The 16,349-nt window shown below is 46.5% G+C and carries 14 protein-coding genes; 7 read left to right on the forward strand and 7 right to left on the reverse strand.

The window, feature by feature from the left end:
* Positions 1–183 precede the first annotated feature (183 nt).
* Positions 184–1,224 (reverse strand): ornithine cyclodeaminase family protein, encoded by a 1,041-nt coding sequence (locus C792_RS0113020; protein WP_017549898.1) that lies wholly within the window; start codon positions 1,222–1,224, stop codon positions 184–186.
* Between the two features lie 721 nt (positions 1,225–1,945).
* On the opposite strand from C792_RS0113020, the gene C792_RS0113025 reads away from it, so the two are divergent.
* The 3 genes from C792_RS0113025 (at position 1,946) to C792_RS0113035 (ending at position 5,724) form a co-directional block, all read left to right on the forward strand.
* Entirely contained in the window at positions 1,946–3,508 is a 1,563-nt protein-coding gene (locus tag C792_RS0113025) for a BCCT family transporter (protein WP_017549899.1), read from the forward strand.
* Between the two features lie 252 nt (positions 3,509–3,760).
* Positions 3,761–5,416: a DUF2075 domain-containing protein gene (locus C792_RS0113030; protein ID WP_017549900.1), complete on the forward strand. Its 1,656-nt coding sequence runs from the start codon at positions 3,761–3,763 to the stop codon at positions 5,414–5,416.
* Positions 5,413–5,724, forward strand: coding sequence for a nucleotide pyrophosphohydrolase (locus C792_RS0113035; protein WP_017549901.1), 312 nt, complete (start codon positions 5,413–5,415; stop codon positions 5,722–5,724). The genes C792_RS0113030 and C792_RS0113035 overlap by 4 nt, the downstream gene beginning before the upstream one ends.
* A gap of 86 nt (positions 5,725–5,810) precedes the next feature.
* On the opposite strand, the gene C792_RS0113040 is transcribed toward C792_RS0113035, so the two are convergent.
* Entirely contained in the window at positions 5,811–7,013 is a 1,203-nt protein-coding gene (locus C792_RS0113040; protein ID WP_017549902.1) for an MFS transporter, read from the reverse strand.
* A 14-nt stretch (positions 7,014–7,027) separates the two neighbouring features.
* Positions 7,028–7,435, reverse strand: a complete 408-nt coding sequence (locus C792_RS0113045) for a MarR family winged helix-turn-helix transcriptional regulator (RefSeq protein WP_017549903.1) — start codon at positions 7,433–7,435, stop codon at positions 7,028–7,030.
* 209 nt (positions 7,436–7,644) lie between these two features.
* Between C792_RS0113045 and C792_RS0113050 the strand changes: the two genes are divergently transcribed.
* A complete protein-coding gene (locus tag C792_RS0113050) occupies positions 7,645–8,415 on the forward strand; it encodes a class I SAM-dependent methyltransferase (protein WP_017549904.1) in 771 nt (256 codons plus the stop codon).
* A gap of 70 nt (positions 8,416–8,485) precedes the next feature.
* Here C792_RS0113050 and C792_RS0113055 read toward each other — a convergent pair whose 3' ends face one another.
* Positions 8,486–9,451 (reverse strand): LacI family DNA-binding transcriptional regulator, encoded by a 966-nt coding sequence (locus C792_RS0113055; protein ID WP_017549905.1) that lies wholly within the window; start codon positions 9,449–9,451, stop codon positions 8,486–8,488.
* A gap of 111 nt (positions 9,452–9,562) precedes the next feature.
* On the opposite strand from C792_RS0113055, the gene eda reads away from it, so the two are divergent.
* On the forward strand, positions 9,563–10,204 hold the full coding sequence (gene eda / locus C792_RS0113060) for a bifunctional 4-hydroxy-2-oxoglutarate aldolase/2-dehydro-3-deoxy-phosphogluconate aldolase (RefSeq protein ID WP_017549906.1): 642 nt from the start codon (positions 9,563–9,565) through the stop codon (positions 10,202–10,204).
* Positions 10,201–11,214, forward strand: coding sequence for a sugar kinase (locus C792_RS0113065; protein WP_026090364.1), 1,014 nt, complete (start codon positions 10,201–10,203; stop codon positions 11,212–11,214). The genes eda and C792_RS0113065 overlap by 4 nt, the downstream gene beginning before the upstream one ends.
* An 84-nt stretch (positions 11,215–11,298) precedes the next feature.
* Here the strand turns inward: C792_RS0113065 and C792_RS0113070 are convergent, their stop codons facing one another.
* On the reverse strand, positions 11,299–12,141 hold the full coding sequence (locus C792_RS0113070; RefSeq protein WP_017549908.1) for an SDR family oxidoreductase: 843 nt from the start codon (positions 12,139–12,141) through the stop codon (positions 11,299–11,301).
* 97 nt (positions 12,142–12,238) lie between these two features.
* Here C792_RS0113070 and C792_RS0113075 point away from each other — a divergent pair, with 97 nt between their 5' ends.
* Positions 12,239–13,408 (forward strand): ROK family transcriptional regulator, encoded by a 1,170-nt coding sequence (locus tag C792_RS0113075; RefSeq protein WP_017549909.1) that lies wholly within the window; start codon positions 12,239–12,241, stop codon positions 13,406–13,408.
* A gap of 481 nt (positions 13,409–13,889) precedes the next feature.
* Here the strand turns inward: C792_RS0113075 and uxuA are convergent, their stop codons facing one another.
* Together uxuA and uxaC are read right to left on the reverse strand one after the other, a co-directional pair.
* The gene (uxuA, locus tag C792_RS0113080) at positions 13,890–14,921 is read right to left on the reverse strand and encodes a mannonate dehydratase (RefSeq protein WP_017549910.1); all 1,032 of its coding nucleotides are present in this window, start codon (positions 14,919–14,921) and stop codon (positions 13,890–13,892) included.
* A gap of 18 nt (positions 14,922–14,939) precedes the next feature.
* The gene (gene uxaC, locus C792_RS0113085; RefSeq protein ID WP_017549911.1) at positions 14,940–16,337 is read right to left on the reverse strand and encodes a glucuronate isomerase; all 1,398 of its coding nucleotides are present in this window, start codon (positions 16,335–16,337) and stop codon (positions 14,940–14,942) included.
* Positions 16,338–16,349: the final 12 nt, after the last annotated feature.

Consider the following 16,349-nt stretch of genomic DNA (forward strand, 5'->3'; position numbering starts at 1 on the left):
TAGGTTGCAATCCTCCTTATTCTTTTTAGGTATGCCATTTGTCTCTTCTGTAAAAAAGTCCGGGTACCAAAATCATTCATTTTAGTTTTATCCTCAGAAAGATGCATTTAAAAATTGCTCCGCTGATTCGTCATTATTAATTGATCCGATCAGTAATCAAATAATAGTCCTTTGTAACAATCACTAGAACATTGCTGGTTCAGACCACAGTTTCACTTCTGTCCCCAGCCCCTTCTCTTTCGCATTTTGATAAATCTTATAGCTGTTTGCTGTATCGGTGGCACAGATACCAAGTGTGACAAAGAAAATACTGTCATCATCGTTTTCGCGGCATGGCACATCTCCTTTGATGACTTCACCTAATTCAATGATATCGGTTTCTTTAAGATCACCGGATTTAGTCAATTCAGATAAAGGATATTTGTCATCTTTTAATCGCAATTTATAGTCCATACAGTATTTATTAAAACCTTCTAAAATCGCTTCATCTTTATGGTCCCACATTGAGACACCGGAATGGAATGAACCTTTTTTTATCCAGTCTTTAGGAATATACTCATTGCCCAAGTTGACATTCGTTGCAGTGTATACAATATCTGAGTCTGCCACTGCCTCTTTCACGGTGTCACAAATTTCAAATTCATAACCAAGATGAGCCCACTTTTCAGCAAATTGCTCTGCCCTTTCTGGGTTCATATCATATAAGCGTACCGTTTTAATATTGTGCATCACTTTACTTGTTGCCTCAATGTGAGCATTTTGGATTACTCCACAACCAACTAACCCTAATACTTCTGACTCTGGACGTGCACAGTATTTTGCGCCTAAAGCACTTGACGCACCTGTCCTTAAAGCGCTTACAATTGTGTCATCCATGACTGCAAATGGGTAACCCGTCTCCTCATTGTATAAAATGATCATGCCGTTTGAACGCGGGGTTTGTCTCTCCACTGGATTTAAAGGATTACTCGGTATCCCTTTGACTGCTGCGACCCGCATTTCTTCGGATTGGATCAAGGCAGCGTGTACCCCGATACGTTTGCCAGAATAATTCCCCTCTTCCCACAGCAAGTGCAACAATTCTGGTTCCACCACTTTATCCTCGGCTAACCATAAGTTGACCTTTTCCACATATTCCAGAATCATGCCCATATCCTTGGCTCCCGACTCAATGCATTCTTCCTGTGATAACCACGTTACTTTTACCTCTTTATCTGTACTCAATTTAAATTCCCCTTCCTTCTTCAGTTTTTATAATCTCTCTTCATTGCATCAAAAGGTATCTCTTTATTAAAACTAATTAACCCTTCCATCCTGCACTTATAGGAATTCCCTCCCATTTCATACTGATTTCGCTGATGCTATATTTAATTGTGATCACATTATAACCATGATTATTTATGTTATGCAATACTTTTTTTAAATTTTCTGTCATTAATTAATTCACATTACATAAACGGAGTTTGATCATTTCCAAGTTTCTTAATTTTCCAGCCTTAATCTTCAATGTGAGACACCTTTCATAGTAGATGAGGATGACCGCAGACTTTGCCAATCCGATTATTATACAAAGAGATTTACAACAGGGTCATTTCACACTGACTCTGATAATATATTGTAAATTTATACCGATAACCGAAGACTTTCTTCTATTTGCAGTTGTTGATTTTTGGGATTTGACATAAAATTAATTGCCTGAAAACTGTGGTATTATTTATGCGACAATAGCCCTATTAAATATATCGCCTTGTTAAATTCATTGTTTCTGGAAAATTAAAAATATTAACAATATTATTTACTAAAAATCACGATTATAATATAATCTTATTTGTAAACCGCTTTCATAAGTTAAAAAGATAAGTCATTAGTGCCTTACTATCAATCAGGAAATTTTAAACAGTAGTAATTATTGAGTCAATTCAAGGGGTTAAAAGGGGGAGATTTTTTGAATCAGGAGCGCAATATTCTTTACATTTCTTTAACTTTAAGCATATCTTTCGTAATAGTAGGTGTCCTGTTCAATGATTGGTTAGAAGATCAGGCCGGGGTATTTCTGGATATCGCTGTAACAAATTTTAATTGGTTTTATCTTCTCGTAGGTACTTTTTTTGTAGGGTTTTGTCTCTTTTTAATGTTTTCGAAATTTGGGGATATAAGGTTGGGAAATGATTCAGAAAAACCAGTGTACAGCACTTTGTCATGGATTACTATGCTCTTCAGTGCTGGAATGGGAGTGGGCTTGGTATTTTGGGGAGTAGCTGAGCCAGTTTCGCATTATACAAACCCTATATCTGGTGAAGGATACACATCCCAATCTGCAAATGATGCAATGACATCTTCCTTTTTTCATTGGGGAGTGCATCCGTGGGCATTGTTCGGTATTGTTGCTTTAGGCTTAGCGTATTTCCACTTTAGAAAAAAGCTCCCTTTCGCCATTAGTTCACTGTTTCATCCGTTATTAGGCGAAAGAATTTATGGTCCTTTTGGAAAAACGATAGATATTTTATCCGTCTTTATTACAGCGGTTGGTGTAGCGAGTACATTTGGGCTAAGCACTATACAAATTACAAATGGTATGAATGCTCAATGGGGGATTCCCAATACTATTACACTGCAGCTTGGAGTCATATCGTTTGCCACTCTTCTATTTCTTGTTTCCTCTTGGACAGGCTTAGATAAAGGAATTAAATTTTTGTCTAACTTAAATATGATCATTATGGGTGTACTACTCATTTTCTTATTAAGCGTTGGACCACTGAAACAAATACTGGAAGTATTAATTTCAAATATGGGCAACTACGTCGGAAACATAGTTCCTATGACCCTGCGTATGGAAGCATTTGATGATGGCGCGAATAAATGGATAGGTAACTGGACCATATTCTATTGGGCATGGTGGACTACTTGGGCACCATTTGTTGGATCTTTTATCGCAAGGATTTCAAGAGGCAGGACACTACGTCAATTTGTCATAGGCGTTTTGATCGTTCCTTCTGTTATTTCGTTCATTTGGTTTTCCGTAATGGGAGGAAGTTCAATCCATTTGATACATGATTTAGGTCACACTGCTTTAGCAGAAAGTGTGAACGCCAATGTGGATGGGGCTATGTTTGCTTTCTTAGAGTACTACCCATTAAATTCTGTATTGGCTGTAATAACATTAATGTTGATATTTATTTTCTTCATCACTTCAGCTGATTCAGCTACCTTTGTACTAGGTATGTTAAGCAGTAATGGCAACCCAAATCCTTCACGTTTGGTCAAAATGGTGTGGGGATTGCTCACAGCAGGTGCTGCAGTTGTTTTCATCATGGCCGGCGGTCTTGAAGCAGTCAGGAGCATCTCTATTGTTATTGCTATTCCATTTACAATCATCTCAGTATTTATATGTTGGGCTTTATTCAAAGAGTTGAAAAAAGACATTATGACTCAACATAATGTTGTTTTATCAGAGCAGTACAATGATACAAGCAACATCGATACAAGTAACATCAATAATCGTGTGTAAGGGATATATTAAGGAGCATTCATTTTAGCGTTCATCTTTGCACTTTCCGTGCCTTTGACTTGCTTATTGAAAAGGTCGATCAGATGGGTGGAATAGGGACTCCATCTGATTGCCCTAGGGCAATCAGATAATGTGGCAAGGCCTGGAATTCTTGCTTTACTATATGTAAGAGTTACCGTTCTGTGTCTGGGAGCCACTCTCTTATAGCCAAATAAGTTATAATGGACTCAAATGATTCAAGGAGATTTTTTTATGAAAGAGATAGATGTAGAGATTTCCTCATTTCAATTCAACAAAAATTCAATTTCAGGTTTGAGCAGTGCGGCTTTCAATAATTATCCTGTTGTTTACATACTCCACAATGATCAGAAGAAAGCCAGTGCCTATATTGGTGAAACTGTCCAAATCAGAAACAGGTTGTACAGCCACAGCAAGGATCCTGTCAAAAATAAATTGGACAAGGCGGTCGTAATTTCACACAATCACTTCAACCAGTCCGCCACATACAATATTGAAACCAATCTGATCAACTTCTTTATCGCAGATCAAAAGTATCAGATATTGAACAAAAGCCAGATCACTTCTTCTGTCACCCATAATTACTATGAGAAGCCGAAGTACGACCACGATATATTCAAAGAATTATGGGAGAGGCTGAGAAAAGACGAACTGGTTGACGGGACCCTGGAGTATCTTCAGAACAAAGATATATTCAAAATATCGCCTTACAAAGAGTTGTCCGAATCACAGATAGAGCTGAAGGAAAATATCCTCGAGTTCTGCAAAAATAATATAGACAATGATAAACCGTCGGTATATTTCATTAAAGGTGAAGCCGGCACTGGAAAGAGTGTCGTACTAAGTTCAACGTTTAACGCAATTCAGGATCTGGCCAATGATAAAGAGAGCGGAAAACTGTATAAAACAACGAATCATCTGCTCGTGAACCACCAGGAAATGATCAAAACTTATGAAACGATTTCCGAAAGTCTTCCTAACCTGAAAAAGAAGAATTTCCTAAAACCTACGACTTTCATCAACAGAGTGAGGGACGGTAAAATCAATTCAGACATTACTTTCGTTGATGAGGCCCACCTGCTTCTATCAAGAGAGGATTCCTATAACAACTATATAGGTAATAATCACTTAAACGATATTATCCATTCGAGCAAAGTCACTATCATTGTGTTTGATGAAAAACAATTTTTAAAACTGAAAAGTTACTGGACAGAAGATTTATTCAAGCAGGTCACAAAAGGGGCAGAAGTCAAGACGTTTGAGCTGACAGATCAGTTCCGCATGCAGGCGGATGATTCAGTATTGGATTGGATTGACAACTTCGTCAGTAAGAAAATAACTCCCATCCCTGCGAATACCGATGATTACGAACTCAAAATATTCGATGACGCCGGTGAAATGTTTGAAGAGATCGAGCGCAAGGACGAGACGCATACACTTTCGAGAATCGTTGCCACTTTTGATTATGAACATAAAAAGGACGGTGCAGATTACTACGTTGAAGAAATCGGATTCAAGGGACTCTGGAATTCAACCAATGATAAAAGGACATGGGCCGAACGTCCTGAAACCATAAAAGAAGTCGGTTCCATTTATACAATACAGGGGTTTGATTTGAACTATGTGGGTGTCATACTCGGCCCTTCTGTCTCATATGATGAAAGGAAACAGGAACTGAAAATATTGCCCCAAAATTATCAGGACACTGAGGCATTCAGGGATTCGAAGAAAAAGACAGTCGAGTATAACGTCGAGGAGTCGAAAGAGCAGATCATTTTAAATTCTGTGAATGTATTAATGAAACGCGGTGTTAAGGGGCTTTACATTTATGCCAGTGACGAGAAGCTGCGCAAAGCCTTAAACGAAGCAAAAGTGGGGAAATCACAATGAAGGATTTAATAGAAGAAATCAATCAATTCCGGGATGAACGCAACTGGAGACAATTCCATAATTCAAAAGACCTTGCCCTCTCACTCTCATTGGAAGCCTCGGAACTTCTTGAGAATTTTCAATGGGTATCCTCTGAGAAAGCTGTAGCAGAAAACAGGGAGAATATTAAAGACGAGCTTGCTGATGTTTTTATATACGGCTTAATGATGGCAGATGACCTGGATATAGATATGAGAGAAGCCATTTCAGACAAACTTAAGAAAAACGCCGTGAAATACCCTGTCAAAGATGATGATCCGTCACATTGATAAATCAAATACGCAGGATATGCAAAAAGCCGTATGTACAGCTCCTTAGGAATTGCACATACGGCTTTTCTTGATTAGATATGATTCTATCCAGCATTCTCCGCGTCTGCGCTTCTCCCCCTGCTCTCATGCCTCCCGTACACGAAGTAGAATATCACCATCGCTGCCATGATCGACAATACGAGGAACTGGTACAGTCCGCCGTAGCCGAGTGACGGCACGAGGAAGCCGAGGAAGAATGGGCCGAACCCGAGTCCGACTTCGAGCATTATGAAGTATGTGGATGTTGCGAGTCCGACATTCTCTTTGTCCGCCAGGTTGACGGAGAGTGTCTGGGCCATGGACTGGAAGTTGCCGAATCCGAGCCCGATGAGTGCGCCTGCGAGCAGCATGACGAAACTGGTTGTGGAATTTCCGAGGATGTAGAATCCGATGGCCATGAAGATGAATGTCGGATATATGACGATGTTTGCGCCTTTCTGGTCCAATATCCTCCCTGTCACCGGTCGTGTGAGCATGACGACTGCGGAGTAGACCAGGAAGAAGAAGCTGGCTGCTGTGATCAGGTTGACTTCTATGGCGTACAGGTTTAGGAATGACAGTATGGAGGCATACGCCAGTCCCATGAACAGGACGGAGAAGCCCATCGGCAGCGCCTTGCGGTCTATCATTTTGAACCGTCCTGTCTCTGGTTTATAATCCCGGCTGATATTGTTTATCTTGACCAGCGGCGTCATCAGTGCAACGATCAGTACTGCTGCCAGCACGAGGATGAGCATCGTATTGAAGCTCATGATTTCAAGCAGCAGGAAGCCGAGGAACGGCCCGACTGCCGAGCCGAGGACAAAACTGAGGCTGAAATAGCTGATGCCCTCCCCTCTCCGGTTCTCGGGCACTGAAATCGTGGCCAGTGTGTTCAGCGACGTGCTGACCACCCCTGTCGCAAACCCGTTCAGGAGACGTGCTGCTATCAGCAGTGCCAGTCCGCCTTCTACGAAATAAAGACCGTAAGTAAGGAAGAAGAGGACTGTGCCGATATACATGATCTTCCTTGCACCGATGCGGTTCACCTGATGGCCGGACACTGCCCTTCCTATGAGCACCCCGACGATGAATATACTTGCCACCAATCCGGCGGTGCTCGCACTCGCATCAAAATTCTCTATCGCAAAATTCCCTATTGTCACAATCGATACATACATCGAAAACATTATTATGAAATGATACAGGAACAGGATGACAAATTCCTTCGTCCAAATCCTGTCGCTCAAATATTCTTTGTTCGTCAAACTGAGGATCCTTTCTATATTTTCATTTTTTCAAAGTTGGTGATCATCGCTTCCAGCTGTTCACGGTCTACATCCTGCAGCACTTCGCGCTGCATTTCGTCCATCTTCTTTCGTACTTCATCATAAAGATGGACCCCGTCTTCTGTCATCGTCAGATTTTTGACCCGCCGGTCCTCACCCTGCTCGGATTGTATGAGACCGAGCTCCAGCAGATGCTTGATCACTTTGTTCGCCGTCGGCTTCTCGATCTGCCGCCGCCTGCTGACATCCGCAAGCGTCGTCGTGCCGTGCTTCGCAATGTCCTTCAGAATCAGCCACTGGGAGCTGTACAGGTTATATGCAGTCAGAATGCTGTTCGCCCTGTTGATATACGGGCGGTACAGAGCTACATATGCATCAAAGAATTCCTGTTCAATACGCATGTATACACCTCTTTAAAATTAGTTAGACTAACTAATTTTAAAGCATAGAGTCGATATAGTCAAGATTCAAATTATCTTAAAAACATAAATCATAAAAACTTATCATTAATGATATTAATAATAGATTAAACTTATTATTAGATGTATGATACAGTATTTCTGAGGAGTATTTTGAATCTTCTATCAAAATGATGAAGGGGATGACATGCATGGATATCAAACAGGATGTTAAAAAACAGTTCGGGCGCAGTGCGGGTCTTTATGTAAGCAGCAAAATACATCGCAGTGGCGGGGATCTTGCAGCACTGATTGAAATGGCACATGCTGAAGAAACGGAATATGCGCTTGACGTCGCCACAGGCGGCGGGCATACGGCGAACGCCCTCGCTCCACTCGTCAAAAAAGTGACAGCGATGGATATCACACCTGAAATGCTTGAAAACGCCGGGAAATTCATTGAGGGCAATGGCCACAGTAATGTAGAGTTTGTCGAAGGCGATGCCGAGAAGATGCCGTTTGAGGATGAATCATTCGACATTGTCACCTGCCGGATTGCACCCCATCACTTCCCGAATATCGGGGACTTCATAAAGGAAGTATACCGTGTACTGAAACCAGGCGGCCGCTTCCTGCTGGATGATAATGTTGCACCTGAAGAGGATGCATTCGATGAATTCTATAATAAGATCGAAAAAATACGCGACTACAGTCATCACCGGGCCTGGAAGAAGACGGAATGGCTGCGCATGCTTGAACATACCGCCTTCGAGATTGTCGAGATGCACCGCTTCGAAAAACACTTTGACTTTGAAGACTGGTGCAACCGGATGCATTTGACGAATCAGGAGAAGAGAACACTGACCCGCATAATGCTTGAAGCAGATGAAAAAGTGACACAGAAGTTCCGCATCCAGTCAGATGCAGGTAAAATCGAATCGTTTCAGGGAGAGGCTGTACTATTAAGCTCTGTTAAATGGTGATTCAGCATACCGTATAAATAAGAGGGGGGAGGATATCATGATGATATCCTCCCCCCTCTTTTGTTCCTGATCATCTCTCTATGAGTTTCCCTTTATAGCTGTTTACCATTTTGTCAGGTCCTGCCCCACCCTCGACTTTATCCATTAATGCCATATATGCATTTTTGGCGATCTCTTCGACCGGCTGTACAATTGTGGAAATCCGCGGGCGATATACATCTGCCAGCGGGACATCATCTATCGCAATCAGCTGATTTTTTTCAAGATCCAGGTGTACTTCATTCGCGAATTCCAGGAATGCCATAAGTGCGAAGTCATTGGCAAGTATGATGCCATTCGGACTCCCGTCTGTAAACTCTGCTTCTATATGTGAGTAGAGTGCATCATTCTCTCCCGTTATGACTTTCTGTCCGGGTGCCAGTTCCTTGAACCGGGCCAGGCGCTCGACCCGCGGGGTAATGTCCAGTTCATCCGAAGTACCGATATAATAGAAGTTTTCGATCTTTTTGTTCTGCAGATGCCAAAATGCCATTTCAATCGCATGGTGGTTATCCAGCTTGAAGGATGGTATATCCACCTGCTCCATGAACCTGTCGACGAACACCACCGGGAAATTCTGATTGGCAAGGCTCTTATACAGGGCATCATTCGCAGTCGTCGGCATGATAATCATGCCGTCCACCTGCTTTTCCATCAGACTGCTGATGTACTTCCCCTCTTTTTCGGGATCATCGTCGGCATTGCATATGATCAGGTTATAGTTGTTTTCATCACAGTAGTCTTCTATCTTCCTTGTGAGTGATACGGCAAAATGATGCAGGATGTTCGACACGATGATCCCCACCGTCTTTGTCGATCTGCTCTTTAGATTCCTGGCCATGAAATTGGGACGGTATCCGAGCTCGACCACCGCTTCTTTTATCCTGTTTCTGGTGTCCTCCCCCATATAGTTATACCGCCCGTTGAGATACTGGGAAACGGTACTGACCGAGACGCCCGAGCGCTCTGCCACATCTTTGATTGTTATCCTTTTCATGTTATAATGCTCCTAAGGATAAAACGTTTTAGTAAAACGCTCTATTTTTATTTTCAATCTACATTTAACGTAGCATGCAGTCAAGAAAATATCCACTTGGGAGTGAAGATCATGAAGAAATTCGACATTCTGAATAAAATCCGAAAGAATTATCTGGTCGCCGTCGTCCGCGGCAAAGGGTTCGACGATACTGTTAAAATGATCGACAGCATTATAGAAGGCGGCATCAGAAACATTGAAATCACCTACACTACACCGGGGGCGAGCGCACTGATCGAGCATTTCGCCGGACGCGGGGATATCTGCGTCGGCGCCGGGACGGTCATGTCACGTGAAACTGCGGACGAGGCGATCCGTCGCGGGGCACAGTATATCGTCAGTCCGCATTTTGATGCCGGGGTTTCCGAACTGTGCAACCTGAACCAGATCCCCTACCTGCCGGGATGCGCCACCGCGACTGAAGTTGTCGCTGCGATGAAATCCGGTGTCGATGTACTGAAGGTATTCCCGGGCGGCGTGCTCGGCGCATCATTCATCAAAGACATCAAAGGCCCGATGCCGCATGCTAACCTCATGCCATCCGGCGGGGTCAATAAGGACAACATGGCCGAATGGATGGAAAACGGCGCTTTTGCCGTCGGCATCGGCAGTGCACTTGCCAAAGGATATGACGGTTCCAACCCTGAAGTTGTCAAAGCGAATACAGAAAGCTTCGTCGCTGTCTACGAAGCTCAAGTGAAGGGGGAAGAATGATGCGCTTCATCACTTTCGGGGAAATCATGATGCGGCTCAGCACCGAAGCCGCTGACACTTTCACGACTGCCAGCCATTTCAACATCAACATCGGCGGCAGCGAAATGAACGTCGCAATGAGCCTTGCCGCTTCCGGCGTGGACGTCTCGATGATCACTTCCCTTCCGGACAACGGCTTCGGCCGGCGGACTGTATCCATGCTCAAAAGCAATGACATCGAAACAGGGCACATCAACCTGAAGGGGCGCCGTATGGGGACGTATTTCCTTGAAAAGGGGTTCAACGTCCGCGGCTCCTCTGTCATCTACGACCGCAAATACTCCAGCCTTGAGCAGTCCACCAGGTCCGATTACGATTTTGACGATGCGTTCCAAGGATATGACTGGTTCCACTTCAGCGGCATCACCCCTGCACTCAACACTGAAATGCAGGAAGTGCTCATGGACGCACTGGAAGCGGCAAAGGCGCGCGGCATGAAGATCAGCGCCGACCTGAACTTCCGCGGCAACCTGTGGAGCTTCGAAGAAGCGAGGAAGACGATGACGAAGTTCGTCAAATACTGCGATGTCATCTTCGGCTATGAGCCGCTCGAGCTGATCGAGGACGGCAGAGAGGTCAAGGACGGACTCGAGCGCAACCCGGATGCTGATACACTCAAGCCGATACTGGAGAAGATCCACAAGGAATACGGCGTGTCACATATCGCGTTCACACAGCGTACAGTGGTCCATTCCAACAGGAATATCATCAGGGCGATGATCTCAACAGGCGATTCCATCCACGAAACGGACGCCTACGAAGTCGAAATCCTCGACCGCATCGGTACAGGGGATGCCTTCACAGCAGGGGTCATCCACGGTCTGATGGATGATGAGATGGGTTATGAAGATACACTGCAGAACGCACTCGGCAACATGCTTTACAAGCATACGATCAGCGGGGATTTCCTGACCGAAGACATTGCCACGATGGGCAGTGTGCTCGATGCGACCAGAGAAGTGAAAAGATGATTTTGGAAAGGACGGTGCAACGCCGTCTTTTTTTGATTTTAAAAATACTCCCTCCAAATTTTGGAGGGAGTATTTCGTGACATATCAAACACCTGAATATGCCGAGAAACCGCCGTCGACAGGGATCGTTATGCCGGTGACGAAGCCGGACGCCTTATGGTCGGCGAGATAGAGCAGCGTGCCGAGGAGTTCCTCCGGCTCGCCGAAACGGCCCATCGGTGTGGCACTGATGATCTTATGGCTCCTGTCGGTCAGATTGCCGTCACCGTCGAACAGGAGATCTTTATTCTGCCTGGTGGCAAGGAAACCCGGTGCGATGCCGTTGACCCTGACACCTGTTTTGGAAAGGTATACGCTCAGCCACTGGGTGAAGTTCGTCACCGAAGACTTCGCCCCGCTGTATGCCGGGATCTTCGTCAGCGGCGTATACGCGTTCATGGATGAGATATTGATGACTGTCGCATGCTCTTTCGGCGCCATGTCACGCCCGAAAATCTGGGATGGGATGAGTGTGCCCAGGAAGTTGAGCTTGAATACGAAATCGATGCCGTCGGTGTCGAGCTCGAAGAAGTCCTTGACGTTCGGATCGTCAATCTTTTCGGTATCGAGGTATTCATCGTCAGTCGATGCAGACGGGTTGTTGCCTCCGGCTCCATTTACGAGAATATCGCATGTGCCGAATTTTTCACTGATTTCGCTTCTTGCCGCTTCGACCGAAGTCTTGTCCGTCACATCACAGCTGATCCCGACCGCTTCGCCGCCGTCCTTTCTTATCTCCTCTGCGACCGCTTCGCAGTTTTCGAGCGTACGCCCGAGTATTGCCACTTTCGCTCCGGCCCCGGCCAGGGCTTTGCAGAAATGGGAACCGAGCACTCCCCCGCCGCCTGTGACAACCGCCGTCTTTCCTGAAAGGTCTGTATTATTCATGTCATTACCTCCTGATAATTTAATGTCGAATTGCTGATATTGCGATATTTTGTTAAAATCAGTTTAATTAGTAAACCAAGATGAGGGTGGATATTCTATGCTTACCGGTGATGCGAATTACATCAAAACCATGAACCGCCGGCTTGTTCTTGAAGACATCATCCGGAACAAGTCCATTTCCAGAGTCAACATTTCCAAACGGACCGGGCTCAACAAAGCGACCGTCTCCTCGCAGGTGAACGAACTGATCGAACAGTCGCTCGTCATCGAGAAGCCGGTGGAGAACTACCAGTCCCCCGGACGACGCCCGATCAACCTTGAACTGAACCCCATGAGCACCTACACCGTAGGCATCGACATCGACCGGGATCATATCCGGATTGTCATCGTCAACCTCAGGGGCATGACCGTCTACAACAACATGCATGATTTCGACATCAGGCGCACCGAACAGCTGATTGACATTCTGCCCGGCCTTCTGCAGCCCGTCATCAGCCAGTATGATGATGTGTACAGCCCCAACAGACTCGTGGGCATCGGCATCAGTTTCCACGGGATTGTCAACGAGAGCAAGGAGTTGCTTTACGCTCCGCCGAACCAGATCCATATACAGCCGCTTCTCACAAAACTCGAGGATACTTTCAATGTACCCATCTATGCCGACAACAATGCCAACATGGCCGTCCGCGCCGAGCAGGCATTCACCGAGTACCAGCCCAACCTCTATTGTGTGACATTATCCAGTGGTATCGGGCTCGGCATCCTGCTCAACCATGAAATATTCCGCGGATCCACCGGCTATGCGGGTGAAGTCGGACATATGATCATCAGGCAGGACGGCATCCCCTGCAGGTGCGGAAACCACGGCTGTTTCGAACGGTACGCTTCGGATGAAGTTCTGAAACGCGCCCTGTCGGAAAACGATATCGAGCTCTACGACTATCCGACTTATGAATCGCTGCAGGAAAACGAGCAGGCAAGCGCAATTTTCGATGACTACATTGCGTTTCTCGCCGTAGGACTGAACAACATCATCAATATATTCAACCCGAAAAAACTCGTCATCAACAGCAGCATCTTCACCAAGTATCCCGAGCTTGTCGAGGAAGTGAAGCCGAAGCTGTCATCGTCATTCATAGATTATGACGAAATCGTCATATCGTCACTCGGCGACCGTTCCAGCGCCCTCGGTGCAGCCATCGTCCCGCTCGCAAGGTTTTTGGATATCAGCCACCTGGATCTGAATGAATACCACCATACACATTAATACGGATACCTCCCTGCAGATGCAGAGAGGTATTTTTGTGTGGGTTTGGGCAGGTTGGAGGGCGGGGAGACACCCCCTGCCTTATCATCGATTTCGAATCGAAGGCAAGAGAACGCCTCCTCCTATCATCGATCGGGTAACGATGATAAGAGGCACTCCCTGTCCTATCACCGATTTCGAATCGAAGGCAAGAGAACGCCTCCTCCTATCATCGATCGGGAAACGATGATAAGAGGCACTCCTGCCCTATCACCGATTTCGAATCGAAAGCAAGAGAACGCCTCCTCCTATCATCGATCGGGAAACGAGGATAAGAGACACCCCCTGCCTTATCATCGATTTCGAATCGAAGGCAAGAGAACGCCTCCTCTTATCATCGATCGGGAAACGAGGATAAGAGGCACCCCGCTCACATCACCGATTTCGAATCGAAGGCAAGAGAACGCCAACGGGCTTTTATTCGACCACCGTCGCCAACTGGTTACCTTTTCAAAGTATCGAGTATGCCGTTCAGATAGGCAGCTCCGAGGGCGCGGTCGTACAGTCCGTATCCGGGACGGCCTGTTTCTCCCCAGATCATGCGCCCGTGGTCTGGACGGATCGGGACGTCGACTCCTGATGCGACGAGTTTATCAATAATGCCGACCATATCCAGTGAACCGTCATGGACGGAATGTGATACTTCCTGGAATGAAAGTTCGCCCGTCCACTTCACGTTCCTCGCATGTACGAAGTGGATGCGTCCGGCGGCTGCGTCTATGATTTCGAACAGGTCATTTGTCGGACTGGAGCCGTATGACCCTGTGCAGAATGTGATGCCGTTGTGCATACTCGGCACCGCATCGAACAATCTCCTCAACGCAGCGGCCCCGGTAATGATGCGCGGCAGTCCGAAGATGCTCCATGGCGGATCGTCCGGATGGATGGCCATGAGCACATCCTCCTCTTCGGCAACCGGGATGATGCGCTCGAGGAAGTAGATCAGATTGCCGAACAGCTGATCTTCACTGATTTCCTGGTATGCATCGATGATTTCCTTCAGGTCATCGGTCTGATAGGACAGATCCCACCCCGGCAGTGTGAGCTCACCGCTCAGCGGATCGATCCCCTTCACTTTCGCCTCGTCGTATTTCAATGAATTAGAACCGTCCGCAAGCGGTGCGTCAAGCTCGATGCGTGTCCAGTCGAACACCGGCATGAAGTTGTAGCACACGGTTTTGATACCTGCTTTGGAAAGGTTGCGGATCGTCTCCTTGTAATTCTCGATCAGCTCGTCGCGGCGCCCGCGTCCCATCTTGATATCCTCGTGCACAGGCACCGATTCAATCACATTCAAGCGCATGCCGTGTGCCGCAATCTGGTCCCGCAGCTCCACGATGCGCTCATACGGCCATACTTCCCCTGCCGGAATATCATAGATTGCCGATACGATGCCCTTCATCTGCGGAATCTGGCGGATGTTCTCCAGTGTTACCGGATCATCATTGCCATACCACCTAAAACTCATTTCCATCTGAATCTCTCCTCCTGATCAGTTTTCCAAACCGAAGTAATTTTTCGCATTGTTGTAACATATATCCTCAACATATTCTTTCAATAGATCCGCGTCATCCGGAACCATGCCGGATTCCGCCCACTGCCCAAGCAGTTCGCAGAGGATTCTCCTGAAATACTCATGACGTGTAAAACTCAGCATGCTCCTTGAATCCGTCAGCATTCCAATGAATGTTTTGAATGCCCCCGCATTTGCCAACGTCTTCATCTGATCCATCATGCCGTCATAGTTGTCATTGAACCACCAGGCGGTGCCGAACTGCACTTTGCCGGGGATATCGCCCGACTGGAAGTTTCCGGCCATCGTCGCCATGATGATGTTATCCCTCGGATTGAGTGTATAGAGCACCGTCTTCGGCAGCTCATCCGTGCGGTCGATTGCATCCAGGAAGCGGCTCAACGGTTCAGCCACGAGCTTGTCGTTGATGGAATCGAAACCGCTGTCCGCCCCCGTCCTCTCAAACATCCTCGTATTGTTGTTGCGGAGCGGCCCGATGTGCAGCTGCATCACCCAGCCGTGTGCATGATACTCTTTCGCAAGGCTTGTGAGTGTATACGTCTTGAACTTGTCCACTTCCATGCGGCTGACCGCCTCTTTGGCGAGGACCTTGTCGAATACTTCCTCCATTTCATCCTCTGTCGCTTCCTCATAGAACATTTCGTTGATGCCGTGGTCGGATGCCCGGCATCCCATTTCATCAAAGAAAACGATCCGCTTTTTCATGGCCTCCATGAACTTCCCGTAGCTGTCCACTTCAAAGCCCACTGCCTCTTCCAGCCTGTCGAGCCATCTCCCGTAGTCCGGCGCATCTATTGCGATGGCCTTATCCGGCCTGAACGAGGGCGCAACGTGTACATCGAATGTTTCGTCTTCCTTCAGCAGCCGATGGTACTCCAGGGAATCCGTCGGGTCGTCCGTCGTGCCCAGGAACTTCACCTTCTGCGAAGAAAGTATATTCCGCGGCCTGAGTGCCTCCTCTTTGAGTGCTTCATTCGTCTGTTCATATATCTCATCCGCGGACTCCGGAGACAGGAACCGGTCGATGCAAAAGAACGTCCTGAGTTCCAATTGCGTCCAGTGGAGCAGCTGGTTGCCGAAGAGCTTCGGCATCGTTTCTGCGAATGCATCGAACTTCCCCTTTTCATCCGCCCCTCCTGTAATCCGCTCCTCATCGACCCCTGCAGCACGCATCGCGCGCCATTTGTAATGGTCGCCGCCGAGCCAGACGTCTGTTATGGACCCGTAGTTCTTATTCTCGTATATCTCCTTGGGATCGAGATGGTTGTGATAGTCGACAATCGGCAAATGCGCCGCCACATCATGGAACAGCCATTTGGCAGTATTTGTCGTAAGCAGAAAATCCTTATCAATCATTTGTATCTCTCC

The organism is Salinicoccus carnicancri Crm (genome assembly GCF_000330705.1).
GTDB lineage: Bacteria > Bacillota > Bacilli > Staphylococcales > Salinicoccaceae > Salinicoccus > Salinicoccus carnicancri.